The 17,173-nt window shown below is 66.0% G+C and carries 18 protein-coding genes; 10 read left to right on the forward strand and 8 right to left on the reverse strand.

The genetic code is table 11. From position 1 onward, the window contains the following. Genes tldD through AR323_RS02770 form a run of 4 tightly spaced genes read left to right on the forward strand, consistent with a single transcriptional unit; the run spans position 1 to position 2,880 of the window. Positions 1-1,422: a metalloprotease TldD gene (gene tldD / locus AR323_RS02755; RefSeq protein ID WP_057882394.1), complete on the forward strand. Its 1,422-nt coding sequence runs from the start codon at positions 1-3 to the stop codon at positions 1,420-1,422. Positions 1,423-1,472: 50 nt separating this feature from the next. Then, the gene (locus tag AR323_RS02760; protein ID WP_057882395.1) at positions 1,473-1,886 is read left to right on the forward strand and encodes a hypothetical protein; all 414 of its coding nucleotides are present in this window, start codon (positions 1,473-1,475) and stop codon (positions 1,884-1,886) included. 11 nt (positions 1,887-1,897) lie between these two features. Next, positions 1,898-2,293 (forward strand): hypothetical protein, encoded by a 396-nt coding sequence (locus tag AR323_RS02765; protein WP_057882396.1) that lies wholly within the window; start codon positions 1,898-1,900, stop codon positions 2,291-2,293. A gap of 38 nt (positions 2,294-2,331) precedes the next feature. Beyond that, positions 2,332-2,880 (forward strand): DUF924 family protein, encoded by a 549-nt coding sequence (locus tag AR323_RS02770; RefSeq protein ID WP_057882397.1) that lies wholly within the window; start codon positions 2,332-2,334, stop codon positions 2,878-2,880. A gap of 10 nt (positions 2,881-2,890) precedes the next feature. On the opposite strand, the gene AR323_RS02775 is transcribed toward AR323_RS02770, so the two are convergent. Continuing rightward, positions 2,891-3,349: a CHRD domain-containing protein gene (locus AR323_RS02775; protein WP_057882398.1), complete on the reverse strand. Its 459-nt coding sequence runs from the start codon at positions 3,347-3,349 to the stop codon at positions 2,891-2,893. Positions 3,350-3,454: 105 nt separating this feature from the next. On the opposite strand from AR323_RS02775, the gene AR323_RS02780 reads away from it, so the two are divergent. After that, on the forward strand, positions 3,455-4,417 hold the full coding sequence (locus tag AR323_RS02780; RefSeq protein ID WP_057882399.1) for an oxidoreductase: 963 nt from the start codon (positions 3,455-3,457) through the stop codon (positions 4,415-4,417). Here the strand turns inward: AR323_RS02780 and AR323_RS02785 are convergent. From AR323_RS02785 to guaA, 3 genes are all read right to left on the reverse strand, one after another. Next, positions 4,414-5,217, reverse strand: a complete 804-nt coding sequence (locus tag AR323_RS02785) for a hypothetical protein (RefSeq protein ID WP_057882400.1) — start codon at positions 5,215-5,217, stop codon at positions 4,414-4,416. The two genes, AR323_RS02780 and AR323_RS02785, sit on opposite strands and share 4 nt — an antisense overlap. After that, positions 5,190-5,720 carry an endonuclease III domain-containing protein gene (locus AR323_RS02790; protein ID WP_200956664.1) on the reverse strand — a complete coding sequence of 177 codons (531 nt, stop codon included), beginning with the start codon at positions 5,718-5,720 and terminating at the stop codon, positions 5,190-5,192. The genes AR323_RS02785 and AR323_RS02790 overlap by 28 nt, the downstream gene beginning before the upstream one ends. Positions 5,721-5,879: 159 nt before the next feature. Continuing rightward, positions 5,880-7,469: a glutamine-hydrolyzing GMP synthase gene (gene guaA, locus AR323_RS02795; protein WP_057882401.1), complete on the reverse strand. Its 1,590-nt coding sequence runs from the start codon at positions 7,467-7,469 to the stop codon at positions 5,880-5,882. A gap of 102 nt (positions 7,470-7,571) precedes the next feature. Here guaA and AR323_RS02800 point away from each other — a divergent pair, with 102 nt between their 5' ends. Both AR323_RS02800 and AR323_RS14615 read left to right on the forward strand, forming a co-directional pair. Beyond that, positions 7,572-7,847 (forward strand): hypothetical protein, encoded by a 276-nt coding sequence (locus AR323_RS02800; RefSeq protein ID WP_057882402.1) that lies wholly within the window; start codon positions 7,572-7,574, stop codon positions 7,845-7,847. Between the two features lie 336 nt (positions 7,848-8,183). Further along, on the forward strand, positions 8,184-8,363 hold the full coding sequence (locus tag AR323_RS14615; RefSeq protein ID WP_152980287.1) for a hypothetical protein: 180 nt from the start codon (positions 8,184-8,186) through the stop codon (positions 8,361-8,363). A 2-nt stretch (positions 8,364-8,365) separates the two neighbouring features. Here AR323_RS14615 and AR323_RS02805 read toward each other — a convergent pair whose 3' ends face one another. After that, the gene (locus AR323_RS02805) at positions 8,366-9,928 is read right to left on the reverse strand and encodes a class I adenylate-forming enzyme family protein (RefSeq protein WP_057882403.1); all 1,563 of its coding nucleotides are present in this window, start codon (positions 9,926-9,928) and stop codon (positions 8,366-8,368) included. A gap of 230 nt (positions 9,929-10,158) precedes the next feature. Here AR323_RS02805 and AR323_RS02810 point away from each other — a divergent pair, with 230 nt between their 5' ends. After that, complete coding sequence (locus tag AR323_RS02810) at positions 10,159-10,830, forward strand: PIG-L family deacetylase (protein ID WP_057882404.1); 672 nt, start codon at positions 10,159-10,161, stop codon at positions 10,828-10,830. A gap of 5 nt (positions 10,831-10,835) precedes the next feature. Here AR323_RS02810 and AR323_RS02815 read toward each other — a convergent pair whose 3' ends face one another. Further along, positions 10,836-11,300 carry a DUF421 domain-containing protein gene (locus AR323_RS02815; protein ID WP_057882405.1) on the reverse strand — a complete coding sequence of 155 codons (465 nt, stop codon included), beginning with the start codon at positions 11,298-11,300 and terminating at the stop codon, positions 10,836-10,838. Then, positions 11,300-11,830 carry a hypothetical protein gene (locus tag AR323_RS02820; protein ID WP_057882406.1) on the reverse strand — a complete coding sequence of 177 codons (531 nt, stop codon included), beginning with the start codon at positions 11,828-11,830 and terminating at the stop codon, positions 11,300-11,302. Before AR323_RS02820 ends, AR323_RS02815 begins: the two co-directional genes overlap by 1 nt. Positions 11,831-12,056: 226 nt before the next feature. On the opposite strand from AR323_RS02820, the gene gyrB reads away from it, so the two are divergent. Both gyrB and AR323_RS02830 read left to right on the forward strand, forming a co-directional pair. After that, the gene (gyrB, locus tag AR323_RS02825; RefSeq protein ID WP_057882588.1) at positions 12,057-14,576 is read left to right on the forward strand and encodes a DNA topoisomerase (ATP-hydrolyzing) subunit B; all 2,520 of its coding nucleotides are present in this window, start codon (positions 12,057-12,059) and stop codon (positions 14,574-14,576) included. Between the two features lie 216 nt (positions 14,577-14,792). Then, positions 14,793-16,514: a bifunctional metallophosphatase/5'-nucleotidase gene (locus AR323_RS02830; protein ID WP_057882407.1), complete on the forward strand. Its 1,722-nt coding sequence runs from the start codon at positions 14,793-14,795 to the stop codon at positions 16,512-16,514. On the opposite strand, the gene AR323_RS02835 is transcribed toward AR323_RS02830, so the two are convergent. Then, entirely contained in the window at positions 16,511-17,143 is a 633-nt protein-coding gene (locus AR323_RS02835; protein ID WP_057882408.1) for a TetR/AcrR family transcriptional regulator, read from the reverse strand. The two genes, AR323_RS02830 and AR323_RS02835, sit on opposite strands and share 4 nt — an antisense overlap. Positions 17,144-17,173: the final 30 nt, after the last annotated feature.

Genomic DNA, 17,173 nt, shown 5'->3' on the forward strand with positions numbered 1-17,173 from the left:
ATGACCGCTGATCCGCACGCATTGCTCTACGCTTCCGGCCAGCTTTCGCCCGACGAGGCGAAGGCGCTGGCCGCCGAGACCCTGTCCCGCTGCGAGGACGGGGAGCTCTATCTCCAGTTCATCGCGACCGAGAGCTTCGTGTTCGACGACGGGCGCCTGAAGACCTGCGATTATTCGCGCGATTCGGGCTTCGGCCTGCGCGGCGTTTCGGGCGAGATGACCGGCTTCGCTCACGCCAGCGAGATCAGCGCCGCGGCCATCCGCCGCGCGGGCGAGACGCTGCGGTTGCTCGATCCAGCCCGCAGCCCGATGGCCGCGCCACCGCCGCGTTCGAACCGCCATCTCTATACCGACGCCAGCCCGCTCGACGCCATTCCGCTCGAGCGCAAGATTGCCCTGCTCGAGAGCATCGACGCCGCCGCCCGCGCGCGCGATCCGCGGATCGTACAGGCGACCGCGAGCCTTTCAGGCAGCTGGAGCGCGATCGAGATCGTCCGCCCGGACGGCTTCGTCGCGCGCGACGTGCGCCCCCTCGTCCGCCTCAACGTGTCGGTGGTCGCGGAAAGCAACGGCCGGCGCGAAGCGGGCAGCTTCGGGTTCGGCGGGCGCTATCTCTACGACGACCTGTTCGACCCGGCGAAGTGGACCCGCGCGGTGGACGAAGCGGTCGCGCAGGCTTTGACCAATCTCGACAGCATCGCCGCGCCGGCGGGCGAGATGACCGTGCTGCTCGGCCCCGGCTGGCCCGGCGTGCTGCTGCACGAAGCGGTAGGCCACGGACTGGAAGGCGATTTCAACCGCAAGGGCACCAGCGCCTTTTCGGGCCGCATCGGGACGCGGGTCGCCGCCAAGGGTGTGACCGTGGTCGACGACGGGTCGATCCTGAACCGCCGCGGCTCGCTGTCGATCGACGACGAAGGCACGCCCACGCAGGAAAACGTGCTGATCGAGGACGGCATCCTGAAAGGCTATATGCAGGACCGGCTCAACGCGCGGCTCATGGGCGTTGCGGCCACCGGCAACGGACGGCGCGAAAGCTATGCCCACGCGCCGATGCCGCGGATGACCAACACCTTCATGCGCGGCGGCAGCGACGATCCGGCGGAGCTACTGTCGCGCGTGAAAAAGGGCATCTTCGCCAAGAGCTTCGGCGGCGGACAGGTCGATATCGTCAGCGGCAAGTTCACCTTCTCGTGCACCGAGGCCTACCTCATCGAGGACGGCAAGCTGGGCGCGCCGATCAAGGGCGCAACGCTGATCGGCGACGGGCCCAGCGTGCTGACGCGGGTCACCGGGATCGGTAACGACATGGCGCTAGACGAGGGCGTGGGGATGTGCGGCAAGGCCGGACAGTCGCTGCCCGCGGGGGTTGGCCAGCCAACGCTGCTGGTCTCGGGTATCACGGTCGGCGGCACGGCCTGACCGGATCGATGTCAGCGCGCGTTCAGCATGGACGTGGTAGCGGTGCCGGGATGAACCGTTTGCTGCTTGGCTTCGCACCCGCGCTGATCGCACTGACCGCTGTCGCAGCGCCGGCTGCCGCCGCTGCGCAGGATCGCGCCGCCAAGGGTGAGGCCGAGCTTGCCGAAATCCTCGAAGGCCGCGTGGCGGGCGAACCGGTCAACTGCATCCGCGATCATTCGAGCCAGGCGATGCAGGTCGTCGACGGCACCGCATTCGTCTTCGGACGCGGGGATACGATATATGTCAATCGCCCGGACGGTGCCGCGATGCTCGACGACTGGGATCTGCCCGTTTTCAAGAAGAGGGGCGGATCGAACCTTTGCCGCCAGGACCGTGTCGAGCTGCGCCAGCGCTCGACGCTGCTTCCCGGGCCGTCGCTTTTCCTGGCCGAGTTCGTGCCCTATACCCGTTCGAACCGTTGAGGAGTTTTGCCATGCGCCTGACCTTCCCTCTCGCCGCAGCAGTCGCCGCCGCCGCGCTGGTGGCCGGTCCGTCCGTCGCCCGCGAGCGTCCGACCGGAGAGGCGCAGCTTGCCAAGATGCTCGAAGGCCGCATCGCGGGCGAACCGCGCAGCTGCATCAGCACATTCTCCAATTCCAATTCGACCGTGATCGACGAGACGGCGGTCGTCTACGGCCGTGGTCGGACGATCTGGGTCAACCGCACCGCCAACCCGCAGGATCTCGACAAGTGGGATGCGTTGCTGATTCGGCAGCACGGTGCGCAGCTTTGCCGGCAGGATATCGTGACCACGTTCGATCCTTCGAACGGGATGTACACCGGCAATGTCTTTCTGACGGAATTCGTCCCGTACACCCGCGTCGATTGACGGTTCGGGTGTGATCGCACGTCGATGACGGCGCGGCGATGACGGCTGCCACCCGCCGCTGGGCGGCCGACCTGCTTCATTTCTGGTTTCACGAACTCGGTCCCGCCGACTGGTGGGGCGGGTCGCCCGCGCTCGACGATCAAGTGCGGCGGCGCTTCGGACACGAGCTCGCCATGCTGGCGCAGCGCCCGGCGTCGGAATTCTTGGGTGATCTGCTGATCGCACAAGCGGCGATCCTGCTATTCGACCAGGTGCCCCGCAATGCCTTTCGCGGTACTCCGGAAGCGTTCGCGACCGATCCACTGGCAACGCGGCTCGCACACGGCTTCATTGCGCGCCGATGGCATCTATTTCTGCCGAAAGACCAGCGCGCGTTTGCGGGAATGCCGCTTATGCACTCCGAGCAAATCGCCGATCAGCGTGCGAGCCTCGCCTACTTTCGCCGGATTCCGAGCAATTTCGCCTTCGCGCGCGATCACTGGCGCATGATCGCGCGCTTCGGTCGCTTTCCCCACCGCAACGCCGTGCTCGGTCGCCGATCATCGGCTGCCGAGCGTGCTGCGGTTGCGGCGGGGAACGCGTGGTAAGCGGCCCAGTCTACTGGTTGTCGCTCAACTGGCCGCGGATCGCGCCGTTGGGATAGGCGGCGTTGTGGACGTTCACGTAGAAATCCGCCGGATTGCCTTGGAGCCGGTTTTGGGTCCACTCGGCGCCGTCCTTGCAGCCCTGCCAGCGACCTTCGTTCGAACGCTCTAGCGTGAACACCGGCGGCCCGTTGGTGCCCGCGCGGCCATAGTGGATGTGGGCGGCAGTGGGCGTGTCGATGCCGGTCACGTCCTTGATCTCCCAGCAGACCTGGCCGAAGCCGTCGCTGACCGAGATTTCCGCGCGCCCGTAACCGTCCGGATCGCCGCCGCCCACTTCATTGGCGCCGGTCAGCACCGTCTTGTAGGTATCCGAAGTGGCGTCGATCGCCTCCTCCTCGATGGTGGCGCAACCGGCCAGTGCGAAGGTGCCCGCCGCGGCCAGCAGGGCGTGGTGAAGTTTGAAGTGCATACGACCTCTCCAATTGTATGTAGAGCGAACTGAAATCCCCGGTTCGCGGGATGACAACCATCGTCAGGGCGCGTCCGTTCCGGGCGCAGTCGCGGGAGAGCACTCATGGTTTCGCAGCAACGACCCATCGGCAGTCCGTTCGGATATCGCTCGACCGCGCGAGATGTGGTCGAAGGGCTGGACCTGTCGGGCAAGCGGGTGTTGGTCACCGGCGGATATTCGGGCATCGGGACGGAAACGGTGCGCGCGCTCGCCGAAGCGGGTGCGAACGTGCTGGTGGGCGCCCGGCGGCCCGCGCAAGCCGAGGACGTCCTGGCCCCGATGGACGGCGCGATCGCCGTGCTGTCGCTCGACCTGTCCGACCCTGCATCGATCGACACGTTCGCGGCCGCAGTCGCCGAGCGCTGGGACGGGGTCGACATCTTGATCAACAACGCCGCGGTAATGGCCTGTCCCCTGACGCGCGATTCGCGCGGCTACGAAAGCCAGTTCGCGACCAACCACCTGGGTCATTTCCAGCTCACCGCGCGGTTGTGGCCGTTGCTGGCGGCGGGCGGCGGCGCGCGGGTTGTGGCGCTGTCGTCGATCGGCCACCGGCTGGGCGCGCCGGACGTGGACGATCCGAACTTCGAGCGGCGCGATTACGACAAGTGGCTCGCTTACGGTCAGGCCAAGAGCGCCAACGCGCTGTTCGCGCTCCACCTCGACAAGCTGGGCGAAGCCCACGGCGTGCGCGCGTTCTCGGTCCATCCCGGCGGCATCATGACCGATCTGCAACGGCACCTGACCGAAGAGGAGCAGCGCGCGATGGGCTGGATCGATGCCGACGGCAACGTCAGCGAACGGTTCAAGACCACCGAGCAGGGCGCCGCCACGAGCGTGTGGGCCGGCGTCTCTCCGCTGCTCGAAGGCGCAGGTGGCGTCTACCTCGAAGACTGCGACGTTGCCGCACCCGCCAGCCCCGACAGCCGGATGAGCGGGGTCCAGCCACACGTCGGCGACCAGGCGCTGGCCGAACGGCTGTGGGCGAAATCCGAGGAGCTGACCGGAGTGGCGTTCCGGCCCTAGAGGCGCGGGGTCCGGTACGCATCGATTTCGATTGCCAAGTCGCCGGGCGGTTCCGCGATCATCCAGCGGGTGATCCGCTCGTAGTGGGTGACGAAGCGGAGCATCTCTGCACCGGTCATCCCGCGCGATCCGGTTAGCGTTTCGAGATCGTCCTCCTGCTGGGCGCGCCATCGGTGGACTACGTCGAAGCATGGCGCGCGCAGGAAGATCGTCAGGTCGAGGCGTGCGAACAGGTCGGCATAATCGCTTGCGAGCCGGTGGTTCACCGAGCGACGCCAGGTGCCCGCCGCATCTTCTTCTCGCTCGAGTCGATTGACCGGGCGTTCCAGTTCCTGCGCGGATTGCGGTCGCGCACCGACGCACCAGCCTTCCAGCAGGACGACGTCCCACTGGCCGTCGATCGGTTCGGTCCCGCGTCGGTTGTCGGTCGCCTTGTCGAACCGTGGAACGGTGGCCGGCTGCCCTTGCAGCATGGCGGTGATCGTATGGTCGAGCAGCGCGATGTCGTGGGTCCCGGGCACCCCGCGCGTGGCGAACAGCGGGTGGACCGATCGCGCCAGCGCCTGCCGCTCGGGGCGCGTCAGGTAGAAATCGTCGAGCGCGAGCACCGCCGTTCGCAGCCCCCGGTCGGCCAGCAGCGGGGGCAGGCGCGCTGCCAGCGTGCTCTTCCCAGACCCTTGCGCGCCGGACAGGCCGGCAAGGATCGGGCGTGCGCGTTCGGACCGGCAGCGGACGATCGCGTCTGCGATCACTCGGTCGGCCGCATCCCAGCCTAGGCGAGCGTCTGGCCGGTCGGGCATAAGGCCAGCGCGGGGCATTCGGGACACTTCGGGTTCTTCGGCGTGCAGATCGTCCGGCCAAGTTCCTTCATTAGCGTATGATGCGCGTCGATCGTGCCCGCACCCCATTCGGGCGGGAGAAGCGGCATCAGGGCGTCATAGGCCTTGGCGGTGTCCGCGCCTTCGCCGATCAGGCCGAGCCGCGCGAGAATGCGCAAGTGGTGGGTGTCGAGAACCAGCGCGGGCCGGTCGAGCGTCGTGGTATTGACGACCTGGGCGGCGATCTTGCGTCCGGTGCCCGGCAGTGCCTCGAGCCATGCGATCGCGGCAGGCGTGTCCATGGCTTCGAGACAGGAGAGATCGACCTTTCCCACCTTGTCGCTGATCGCGCCGAGCACGCCGTGCACCCGCTTGGCCGATTGGTTGGGAAACCGCACGCCCTTCAACGCGGCGGTCAGGGCCTCAATGGGCAGATTCGCAACCGCGTCCCACGACCCGTGCTCGGCGAGAACCCGGTCGGCCACTGCGCTGGAGGCCGCACTCGGCATACGCGATCCGATCAGCCCCTGGACCAGCGCCCATTCGGGTTCGCGGCGGTCCTCCGCAGCGCGGTGCGTGGGCCCGAACCGGCCGACGAGCGCGTCCTGAAGGCGGCGAAGGAAATCGGTCGTGCCCGTCGCAAATCACTCCCACTCGATCGTGCCGGGCGGCTTCGAGGTGTAGTCATAGACAACGCGGTTGACGCCCTTGACCTCGTTGACGATCCGCGTCGCGACGCGGCTGAGGAAAGCGGAATCGAAGGGATAGATGTCGGCGGTCATGCCGTCGACGCTGGTCACTGCCCGGAGCGCGAGCACGTGATCGTAGGTCCGATAATCGCCCATTACGCCGACGGTGCGCACCGGCAGCAGGACCGCGAAGGCCTGCCATATCGCGTCGTAGAGCCCGGCGGCGCGGATTTCCTCGAGGTAGATCGCGTCGGCCTTGCGCAGGATGTCGCAGCGTTCCTTGTCCACCGCGCCGGGAATACGGATCGCGAGGCCGGGACCGGGGAAAGGGTGGCGGCCGACGAACAGGTCGTTGAGGCCCAGTTCGCGGCCCAGTTCGCGGACTTCGTCCTTGAACAGTTCGCGCAAGGGCTCAACGAGCTGCATGTTCATCCGCTCGGGCAGGCCACCGACGTTATGGTGGCTCTTGATCGTCACCGATGGCCCGCCGGTGAACGATACCGATTCGATCACGTCGGGATAGAGCGTGCCCTGGGCGAGGAAGTCGGCCCCGCCGATGCGCCTGGCCTCTTCCTCGAACACGGCGATGAATTCGGCCCCGATGAACTTGCGCTTCGCTTCCGGGTCGGTGACGCCGGCGAGGCCGCGCATGAAGCGTTCCTCGGCATCCACGACAACCAGCGGGATGTTGTAGTGGTCGCGAAACAGCGATTCGACCTGCTCGCGCTCGTTGAGGCGCAGCAGGCCATGATCGACGAAGACGCAGGTAAGCTGGTCGCCGATCGCCTCATGGATAAGGATGGCGGCGACCGAACTGTCGACTCCGCCGGAAAGCCCGCAGATGACCCGGCCCGATCCCACCTGTTCGCGGATCTGGGCGATCTTGGTCTCGCGATAGGCGGCCATCGTCCAGTCGCCGGCCAGCCCGCAGACCCGGTGGACGAAATTGGCGATCAGCTTGCCGCCATCGGGGGTGTGGACGACCTCTGGATGGAACTGGGTGCCGTAGAACCGCCGCGCCTCGTCCGCGATCACCGCGAACGGCGCGCCGTCGCTGGTCGCGACGATCTCGAAGCCGGGGGCGAACCGAGTGACCTTGTCGCCGTGGCTCATCCACACTTGGTGACGTTCGCCGACGTGCCACAGCCCGTCGAACAGCGCGCAGTCCTTCGTGACGGTCAGGAACGCGCGGCCGAATTCGCCCTCCCACTCACCGTCCCGGCCCGCTTCGACTCGGCCGCCGAGCTGGTGCGTCATGACCTGCTGGCCGTAGCAGATACCCAGGATGGGAAGGCCGCTGTCGAACAGGACCTGCGGCGCGCGCGGGCTGCCTTCTTCGGGCACGCCGGCGGGTGAGCCTGACAGGATGATCCCCTTTGGACTCAGGCGATGAAACGCTTCCTCGGCCTGGGTGAACGGCGCGATCTCCGAATAAACCCCCGCTTCGCGCACGCGCCGGGCGATGAGCTGGGTCACCTGGCTGCCGAAATCGACGATGAGAATGGAATCGGTCACGGCGGAATCGGGAAGGGGGGCGCTGTCCATGGGCGCCGATAAACCGCCTGCGCGCGCGCTGTCCAGCAAGCGCGTTGCCGCGTCCACGGTGCGGGCCTAGGACGGGTGCGAACAGGACGGGGCGAACCGGGAGTGCAGCAGCGAGCGAGCGTCTGGTTCGTCTTCACGGTCGTGTTGATCGACATGATCGGTTTCGGCCTCGTGATGCCGGTCCTGCCTGGCCTGATCATGGAACTGGGCCGGATGTCGATCGACCGCGCGGCGATCTGGGCCGGCTGGCTCGCCGCAGGGGAGGCGATCGCGCAGTTTCCCGCGATGCCGCTGGTGGCGGCGGCTTGCTTCGCGGTCGTGGCTGCGGCCCTCGTTCTTGCGGGAATCCACCGGGCGAGGCCGTTGCCGTCAGCCTAGTTGCACCAAACGCAACGACTCTCGACTTTTTCTCATTTGTAGAAAGTCGAACGAAACATTATTTCAGAGGTCGAGCCGGGCGACGCCAGTCCTCTCTCCCAGAAACGGCGTCTTCCGGCACGCGCCTCCGACCACGTCCCCCCACGGGTCCCGAGGCGCCTTCGCCCCCACCGGTTTCGGTGGCCGCGAATGGAAAGCGGGACGGCGGCATCTCCTCTCCCCCTCAGCCGTCGTCCCGTCTTTCCCGATTTTTCTCGAACCTGGCTTTCGTATTCGGCGCTTCTGGAATGGGCCTAGTCGATATGACAGGAGCATGTTGCGTGCGGCGCAACCTGCGTGCCGATTTTGGCATTTGTGAAAAGTCAGACGGAATATTATTACTCTTTTGTGAAACGAGCGGCATGGTGCCGTCTCTATGAAACAGGGGTTTCAATCATGCGTTTTCTCTCGCAAATCTTCGCGCTCGTCTCGGCTTCGGCCATCAGCGCCGTCACGCTCGCAGCAACGATCGCCTGACGTCAGGCGACCGGGTCAAACGCTTCGGCAAGCTTTCGCAAGTCCGTCTTCAAGAGCTTGCCGATATGGCTGCGCGGCATGTCGTCGATGGCATGAAGCGAGGATAGCCGCTGGGTCTTGCCCAGCTTGGCGTTGGTATCGGCCATGATCGCGGGCAAGTCTGCCTCGGTCGATTCGGGAGCCAGCCGTACAAAGCCGACAGGGGTTTCGCCCCATGCGCGGCTCGGCATTCCGATCACTGCCGCTTCTGCCACTCTCGCATCGGCCTCGAGTACCGCTTCGAGGTCGGACGGGTAGATGTTGAACCCGCCAGAGATGATCATGTCCTTGGCGCGGCCGACGAGTTCGACGAAACCCTCGGCATCGATCCGCCCGATGTCGCCCATGCGCTGCCAGGTCTCGCCGGTCGCGGGATCGGTCCAATAGCCTTCGCGGGTCTTGTCCGGCTGGTTCTTGTAGCCACTCATCATCGTCATGCTGCGCCCCACGAGGTTGCCCGGGGTGCCCGGCGCGACCTCGATGTCGTTATCGTCGAGGACCTTGAGCTCGCTTCCGGGGGCGGGCCGGCCGACGGTGTGGAGCTTGTCGGGAAATTCGTGCGCCGGCAGCAGGCACACGACCCCGCCCTCGGTCATCGAATAGATTTCGATCAAGGCTCCGGGCATTCGGGCCAGCACCTCTCGCTTCAGTTCGGCCGAGAACGGAGCCGAAGTGCAATATTTCAGCCGCATCGCCGACAGGTCGAACGCGTCGAACTCGGCAAAATCCATAAGCCGCTGGTACTGGACCGGGACCAGCATGGTCATGCCGGTGCGATCGGCCTGCGCGTGCGCGAGCCACTTTCCGCAATCGAACTTGCCCATCACTCGCACGGTTCCGCCGGCGAGCAGCGGCGGGAGGAAGGCGACCATCGTGGTGTTCGAATAGAGCGGCGTCGAGGCGAGACTCACGATCTCGCCGCCGTTGGCAAGCAGGCTCGACGCAGTGGTGGCGAACTGCCGCCAGCGCATCAGGTGCGAATGGACGATCCCCTTGGGGATGCCAGTAGTGCCGCTCGAATAGATGATGTTGAACGGGTCTTTCTCACCCGGCGTGAATGGTGCCGCGCGGGCTCCGGCGGGGGCCATCCAGTCGTCCAGCTCCTCGTCGAGGACGATCTTCGTCAGGCCCGCAAAGCAATCCGGTCCCAGCTCGGTCAGCTTCGCGCGATCGATGAAGATGTGCGCGGCGCCGCTGTCGGCCGCCATTCCGGCGAGCTGGTCGGCGCTGGCACTGGTGGTGAGCGGCGCGGCGACTCCCCCGGCGCGAACGGCGGCGAGGAACACGAGCGCATAGGGAATCGTCGAAGTGCCGAGGATCGCGACCGATTGTCCTTGGCCAAGGCCGTCGGCCTGGAGCCGCACGGCGATCCGTTCGATCCGGTCGTCCAGCTCGCCCCAGGTCAGTTCGTCCGTCTCGTCGCGCAGGGCGGGTTTGCCGGGCTGGACCGCGGCCCAGTCTGCGAGAACCTGCGGGAACGAGCCGAACGGCTCGGCAAGGCGGGCGGCGATATCCTCTCCGGTCATATACGCTAGGCTACCCAAGCGGTTCTCTGCTGCAAGAGGATTTGCGTAAGCGGACGGGCAAGTTAGTGTCGCGGCGATGAAAGCCCTGCTGCTCCTGCCGCTACTCGCCGGCTGCACCACTATGACCGACCCATCGCGATCGGCTCCGGAACCGCCGCCCGCACCGGTGCGCATCCTGGCGGTTTTCGCCCACCCGGACGACGAGACGGTTGCCGGGCCCGCGCTCGCCAATGCGGCGCGGCGCGGGGCACACGTGCGGATCGTCTTTCGCGACGCGCGGCGATGCCTCCGCTCCCGAAACCGATCTCGTGTCCGGACCGGCGATCGCCGCGCGCCGGACCGAAGAGGCGCGCTGTGCCGCCAGTGCGCTTGGGGCTGCCGAGCCGGTCTTCTACGATTTCGGCGACGGTAAGCTCGGCGAAATCGTCCGCCCGCCGTCGGGCACGCTGCGCACACTGAAGCAGGCACTGGCGGCGACCATCGCTGCGGAACGGCCCGATATCATCGTGACCTGGGGCCCGGACGGCGGTTATGGCCACCCCGACCACCGGCTGGTGACGGCGGTGACGAGCGAGATTGTCGCATCGCAGGACGTTCGCCCGTTGCTGCTGTATGCCGCAGCCGCGCGCGGCGAGTTGCCGCAGGTGCCGGTGGTCGAGGCGACGGGCTGGGCGGAGACGGCACCCGACTTGCTGACCGTCCGCGCGCGTTTCGAGCCGCAGGACCTCGCGGCAGCGTCACGCGCCTTCGCGTGTCATGCCAGCCAATACGATGCGGCGAGCCGGGCCGCCCTCGTGCCGCTGTTCGGTAGCGTCACGTGGAAAGACGGCGTGCCCTTCCGACCGGCACTGGATGGAGCGGTGGGGCATGATCTTTTGTCGCTGAGGAGAACGACGCGCTGAAATGATCAGAAAGAGCGACTTCGGTCCTCGTCGTTGCGAGCGATGAAGCTGATCTTGCCGTTCGTTTCCAGCACGCCCCAAGCAACGTCGGCGACGTGGGCGATACCCGCCAGTCGCATCTCGGATTCCAGCTCGGACCGAGTCAGGCGATTGCGTGCCATCGCCCGTTCGAGCAGCGCTCCGTCGCGGACCAGGATCGTGGGTTCCCCATCGAGCAACTTTTCCAGCCGGCGCGAACGAAAGGTCAGCCAGTTGAGCGCAAGCGCCCAGAACGCGAAGGTGCCGATCGCGAGCGCCGCTCCGGTCAGGCTGAAATCGTTGTGCGTCACGCCCTGCTGGATGAGGTCGCCCAGTACCACGAGCAGCACCAGTTCGAACGGCGTCATCTCGGCCAGCTCACGCTTCCCCAACAGCCTGAGCAATCCGTAGAGGATCGCGAACATCACGGTGGCGCGAACGACGATGTCCATCAGGGGAGCACCGTCATTTCGACCGGGACAGCTGCAAGCACACGTTCGTCGTCGCGCAGTTCGATCCGGCCTTGCGTGCCGACGAATAGCGAGGGGTTGATCTGCCCGTCTATCTTGACGGTCAGCACGTCGCCCGCATCCATCGCCTCGTATTCGAGAAGAACCATGCCATCCTCGCTCTTCTCGCTGGTTGCGGCGGGCAGGATCGTGTTGATGGTGATGTCCCGCCAATAGCTTTCGGAAATGGCCAGCAGCGGCTTGGCGATGGGCTGGTTTGCGCGCGCCTGGATCTCGGCCTCGAAAAACATGCCGCTGCGCAGGACGGACGGGGTCTTTATGGCAAGGTCGGCCGCGGGCGTGCGAACGCTGGAGACCGGGCGGCTCCCTCCGCCCAGGAGGCCTGTCGCCGCGAGTACGAGCAGTGCCAGCAGCCCGAAAAGGGCGATCCAGTTGACCGTCCGCCGGACCGGTCGGTCACGTTCGTGGAACGCACCGAGGCCGTCGGGATAGCGGGGCACAGCTTCGCTCACGTTGCTATTACCCGTTAGCCCCCGACGCGTTCCTGCTCGAGGTCCTGGCAATGAGGGCCAAAGACGCAGCAGTGATGCGACGTTGACGCACTCAAGCGATTGGTAATTATGCACTTTGGCCGACCCAAGTTTCGGGCTTTACGGGCCGTTCGCCGTGCCACTCGCCTGTGGATGGAAGGGGGGTAAAAAGGTTCCTAAATGCCCCCTCGATCCCTATATGATGGGCATGAACGACACCTCCGACAATTCTCCGAATCAGAACGAGTACGGCGCCAGCAGCATCAAGGTGCTCAAGGGCCTCGACGCGGTCCGCAAGCGGCCTGGCATGTACATCGGAGACACCGACGACGGTTCGGGCCTGCACCACATGGTGTTCGAGGTGTCCGACAACGCGATCGACGAGGCGCTGGCGGGGCACTGCGACCTCGTTTTGATCGAACTCAACCCGGATGGGTCGGTCAGCGTCGAGGACAACGGGCGCGGCATTCCGGTCGACATGCACGCCGAGGAAGGCGTCTCGGCGGCCGAGGTCATCATGACCCAGCTCCACGCGGGCGGTAAGTTCGAGAACACGTCGGACGACAATGCGTACAAGGTGTCGGGCGGCCTTCACGGGGTCGGCGTCTCGGTGGTCAACGCGCTGTCCGAATGGCTCGAACTGACCATCTGGCGCGACGGCAAGGAGCATTGGATGCGGTTCGAGCACGGCGACGCGGTCGGTCCGCTCGTCGTCAAAGGCCCCGGCCGGGATCGCAACGGCACCCGCGTGACGTTCATGGCGTCGACCGACACGTTCAAGAACGTGACCGAGTACGATTTTGAGAAGCTGGAGCACCGCTACCGCGAGCTCGCGTTCCTCAATTCGGGCGTGCGCATCAAGCTGCGCGACCTGCGCCACGAAGAACCGATCGAGCACGACCTGTTCTACGAGGGCGGGATCGCCGCGTTCGTGAAGTACCTCGATCGCAATAAGGCGCCGCTGGTGCCCGAGCCGATCTCGGTCAGCGCGAACAAGGACGGCATCGGGATCGACGTCGCGCTCGAGTGGAACGATTCGTACTACGAGAACGTGCTCTGCTTCACGAACAACATTCCGCAGCGTGACGGCGGCACCCATCTAGCCGCCTTCCGCGCGGCGCTGACCCGCACGATCAACAATTATGCCGAGCGCACCGGTCTTTTGAAGAAGGAAAAAGTCGGGTTGACCGGCGAGGATATGCGCGAAGGTCTCACCGCAATCGTTTCGGTCAAGTTGCCCGATCCCAAGTTCGGTTCGCAGACCAAGGACAAGCTCGTTTCGTCGGAAGTCCGGCAGCCGCTGGAATCGCTGATGAGCGAGAAGATGACCGAGTGGCTCGAGGAAAACCCGGCCGACGCGAAGCAGATCATCCAGAAGATCGTCGATGCCGCCGCCGCCCGCGAGGCTGCGCGCCGCGCCCGCGAGATGAGCCGCAAGGGCGCGATGTCGGTCGCGTCGCTGCCGGGCAAGCTCAGCGATTGCCGGGAGCGCGATCCCGCCAAGTGCGAACTGTTCCTGGTCGAGGGTGACAGCGCCGGCGGCTCGGCGAAGTCCGGGCGCGACAGCAAGTACCAGGCGATCCTGCCGTTGCGCGGCAAGATCCTCAACGTCGAGCGCGCGCGGTTCGACCGGATCATTTCCTCCAAGGAGGTCGGTACGCTGATCCAGGCGATGGGCACCGGCCTGCGCGACGAGTTCAACCTCGAGAAGCTGCGCTACCACAAGATCGTCATCATGACCGACGCCGACGTCGACGGCGCGCACATCCGCACGCTTCTGCTGACGTTCTTCCATCGCCAGATGCCCGAGATCGTGAAAGCAGGGCACCTGTTCATCGCCCAGCCGCCGCTGTTCAAGGTCAGCAAGGGGCGCAGCGAGGTCTATCTCAAGGATCAGGGCGCGCTCGACCGGCATCTGGTCGAGGCGGGCCTTGCGGGCCGCGTGCTCGAAACGACCGAGGGCGCGCGCTCGGGGGAAGATCTCCGCAGTCTCGTCGACTATGCGCTGCGCATCCGCAGCCTGCTGGGCTTCGTCCCGCGCAAGTACGATCCTGCGGTCATCGAGCAGATGGCTCTGGCGGGTGCATTCGACCCCGCGCTCGACACCGCAGGCCGGACAGAGGCGCTCGACCGGGCGGCTCGCCGGCTCGGCATGGGCGATACCGAAGCGGACTGGTCGGTCATTCGCCGCGACGACGGTTCGATCGCGTTCGCCCGCCGCTGGCGCGGCGTTACCGACGCGCACGAGATCGACGCCAAGTTCCTCGACAGCGCCGAGGCGCGCAAGCTCCACCGCCTGGCCCAGGAGCACGCCGCCGCGTTCGCCCAGCCCAGCCGCTTCTCCCGGACGGGCGCGGAAGTCGAGCCCGAGCCCGAAGCGACCGCCGAGGACGAGGATGAGGTTGCGACGATCGGCGACAGCCAGGCTCAGGCAGCGCCCGTCGCCTTCGACGGGGCGATTACCCGGCCTTCGCAACTGCTAGACGCCGTCCTCGCCACGGGCCGCAAGGGACTGTCGATCAGCCGGTACAAGGGCCTGGGCGAAATGAATGCCGAGCAGTTGTGGGAAACCACGCTCGATCCCGAGAACCGCGCGCTTTTGCAGGTGAAGGTCGAGGATGCCGACGTGACCGACGAGATCTTCACCCGCCTGATGGGCGATGTGGTAGAACCGCGCCGCGAGTTCATTCAGGAGAATGCCCTCAACGTCGCAAATCTGGACGTGTGATCTATCGGCACCCGCGGAAGAGCACGAAGAGGATCAGGCCGACAGCCGCCACCAGCGCGAAAAGCGCGATGATGACGAGGGTATCGGGTTCCACTGCATGTCCTTCCTCCGGTCTTCGCCGGCGAGTCACAAACAAGGGCTAGGACCGAACGTTCCAACGGCTCGCCGCAAGTCATTGTTCTTGCGGGGCTGAACTTACCGAGGCAATCACACGCCATGCCGACCAGATACCGCGCTCCGCTCCTCGCCCTTGCGCTGTCCGCAACGGTGGGCGCCTGCGCCACCGTTCCCGGCGCTTCCCCTGAACCGGTCACGGTCAGGATCGTCGGGCTGAACGACTTTCACGGCAACCTGGAACCTATCCGGCGCCCGGTGATGCTAGACGACGGAGCCGGTGGCAGGACCGAGGTCTACGCCGGCGGTGCGGCATGGTTTGCGAGCGCGGTCGCAAGTCTGCGGAGCCAGAACGAGCACAGCCTCGCGATCGGGGCGGGCGATCTCATCAGCGCGAGCCCCCTGGCATCATCGCTGTTCCTCGACGAGCCGACCATCGGCGTGATGAACCGCGTGAAGCTGGATTTCGCGGCGGTCGGCAACCACGAATTCGATCGCGGATGGCGCGAACTCAAGCGTCTGCGCGAAGGGGGCTGCGAGAAGCTGACCCTGCGCGAGCCCTGCGCGGTCGAGCCGGACTTCAAGGGCAGCGACTTTCCGATACTGGCCGCCAACGTGCGGATGCCCGATGGGAGCACGCTGTTCCCCGGCCATGGCATCAAGCGCTTCGGTAGCGGCGCGCGCGAGGTAGCGGTCGGCGTCATCGGGCTGACCCTGCAGGGTACCGCGAACATCGTCGAACCGGCGGGGATCGCCGGTCTCACGTTCGAGGACGAGGCGACCGCGATCAACGCGCTGGTCCCTCGACTGGTCGAAGAAGGCGCCGATGCGATCGTCGTCTCGATCCACCAGGGGCTGGTGCCCGAACCCGGCACCGGACCCAACGCCTGCGGTGCAATGGCGGGCGATTTGCGTACGATCCTCGAGAAGCTCGATCCGCGCATCGACCTCGTGATCTCGGGGCATACGCACCGGGCCTACGTTTGCGATTTCTCGGCCGTCGATCCGTCGCGGCGGTTCAAGGTGACGAGCGCCGGGTTCGGCGGCACGATGCTGACCGACATCGCGCTGACGATCGATCCGCGGCTGAACGATGTGACCGCCGTCTCCGCCCGCAACGTCCCCGTGCAGAGCCCGGGCGAAGGGCGTCCCGCCAATCCCGCATTTCCGACGTTCGAGCCCGATGCGGCGATGGCCGCCTATGTCACGCGCTACGTTTCGGCGGCGGCCGATGTGGCGAACCGACCGGTGGGCCGGATTTCCGCGTCCGCGCCAAGGGCCGTGCCCGAAAGCCAGATCGGCAACCTGATCGCGGACTCGCAGCTTGCGGCGACCCGCTCGGCGGGGGCGCAGATCGCCCTGATCAACCCCGGCGGAGTCCGCTCGGACCTTGCCGCGCGCGAGGGCGGAACGGTCACCTACGGCGATCTCTACGCTGTGCAGCCGTTCGGCAACACGCTGGTGACGATGACGTACACCGGCGAGCAGCTTCTGCGGATACTAGAGGAACAGTTCGTAAACCCTAACGACGAGAACATCCTGTCGGTGAGCGACGGTTTCACCATGACGCTCGATCCGGCGCGGCCGGCCGGACAGCGGGTCGTCGCTGCGGCGCTCGACGGCACGCCTATCGACCGGGCAGCGAGCTATCGGGTCACACTCAACAGCTTCATCGCTTCGGGCGGCGATGGCTTCGCGACCTTCAAGGAGGGTGCCGATGCGACCACCGGACCGGTCGATCTCGATGCGATGGAAGCCTACCTGCGCGCGCGCGATATGATACCGGTGCCCGCGATCGGGCGGGTCACACTGCTCTCGCGCTAGGCCGCGCGCAGGCCCTTCAAGCCGCGCGCGCCGCCTTCCTGCGCGCTCAGCCCGGCGAAGAGCGTATCGACGATCCGCCCCAGCTTCTGCTCGCTCAGGCGCTCGTCCATGTATGTAAGCACGTCGGCCATGGTGTACGGCAGCACCATCTGGTTGATGAGGCTGAGCGCGTCGTTGATCGCCAGCCCTTCGAACGATCCTTCGGCCTGGGCCTGTGCAATCAGTTCGCACAGGTAATGGTCGGCTAGGTCCACGTAACTGCGGACGCGTTCGAAGTTCGCCGCGCCAAGCTCACAATAGACCTTGAACGCTGCCGGATCGGCGCGGAACCGCTCGCGCTGCAGCAGGAATCGGCGAGCGAAGAATTCATACATCTTGCGATTCGGCGGCAGGTCGGCGGCGACCACGTCTTCCATGATCGTCACATAGTCGGCGAACCAGTTCTCTACGATCGCGTCGAACAGGTCGCTTTCTTCGGGGAACAGCGCTTCCACCCGCGCACGGGGGATGCCCGCGCCGTTGGCGAGCGCCAGTCGGCTGACCTCTTCGCCGCGCTCCTCGATCAGGCGCATGGCGATGCGGACCAGCCGCCCCTTCTCGTTGTCGGGGCTATGCCCGGCGACGGTCATTCCAGTCTCCCCAGATCGCAATGACTGCAA

Source organism: Tsuneonella troitsensis, assembly GCF_001441535.1.
GTDB classification, from domain to species: Bacteria; Pseudomonadota; Alphaproteobacteria; order Sphingomonadales; family Sphingomonadaceae; genus Tsuneonella; species Tsuneonella troitsensis.

Coding starts and splice junctions, on each gene's coding strand:
- AR323_RS02805 (WP_057882403.1), bottom strand. CDS start 9,928: ATGACCGGAGAGGATATCGCCGCCCGCCTTGCCGAGCCGTTCGGCTCG.
- AR323_RS02780 (WP_057882399.1), top strand. CDS start 3,455: ATGGTTTCGCAGCAACGACCCATCGGCAGTCCGTTCGGATATCGCTCG.
- gyrB (WP_057882588.1), top strand. CDS start 12,057: ATGAACGACACCTCCGACAATTCTCCGAATCAGAACGAGTACGGCGCC.
- AR323_RS02830 (WP_057882407.1), top strand. CDS start 14,793: ATGCCGACCAGATACCGCGCTCCGCTCCTCGCCCTTGCGCTGTCCGCA.
- AR323_RS02775 (WP_057882398.1), bottom strand. CDS start 3,349: ATGCACTTCAAACTTCACCACGCCCTGCTGGCCGCGGCGGGCACCTTC.
- AR323_RS02835 (WP_057882408.1), bottom strand. CDS start 17,143: ATGACCGTCGCCGGGCATAGCCCCGACAACGAGAAGGGGCGGCTGGTC.
- tldD (WP_057882394.1), top strand. CDS start 1: ATGACCGCTGATCCGCACGCATTGCTCTACGCTTCCGGCCAGCTTTCG.
- AR323_RS02765 (WP_057882396.1), top strand. CDS start 1,898: ATGCGCCTGACCTTCCCTCTCGCCGCAGCAGTCGCCGCCGCCGCGCTG.
- AR323_RS02810 (WP_057882404.1), top strand. CDS start 10,159: ATGCGGCGCGGCGCGGGGCACACGTGCGGATCGTCTTTCGCGACGCGC.
- AR323_RS02760 (WP_057882395.1), top strand. CDS start 1,473: ATGAACCGTTTGCTGCTTGGCTTCGCACCCGCGCTGATCGCACTGACC.
- AR323_RS02770 (WP_057882397.1), top strand. CDS start 2,332: ATGACGGCTGCCACCCGCCGCTGGGCGGCCGACCTGCTTCATTTCTGG.
- guaA (WP_057882401.1), bottom strand. CDS start 7,469: ATGGACAGCGCCCCCCTTCCCGATTCCGCCGTGACCGATTCCATTCTC.
- AR323_RS02785 (WP_057882400.1), bottom strand. CDS start 5,217: ATGCCCGACCGGCCAGACGCTCGCCTAGGCTGGGATGCGGCCGACCGA.
- AR323_RS02815 (WP_057882405.1), bottom strand. CDS start 11,300: ATGGACATCGTCGTTCGCGCCACCGTGATGTTCGCGATCCTCTACGGA.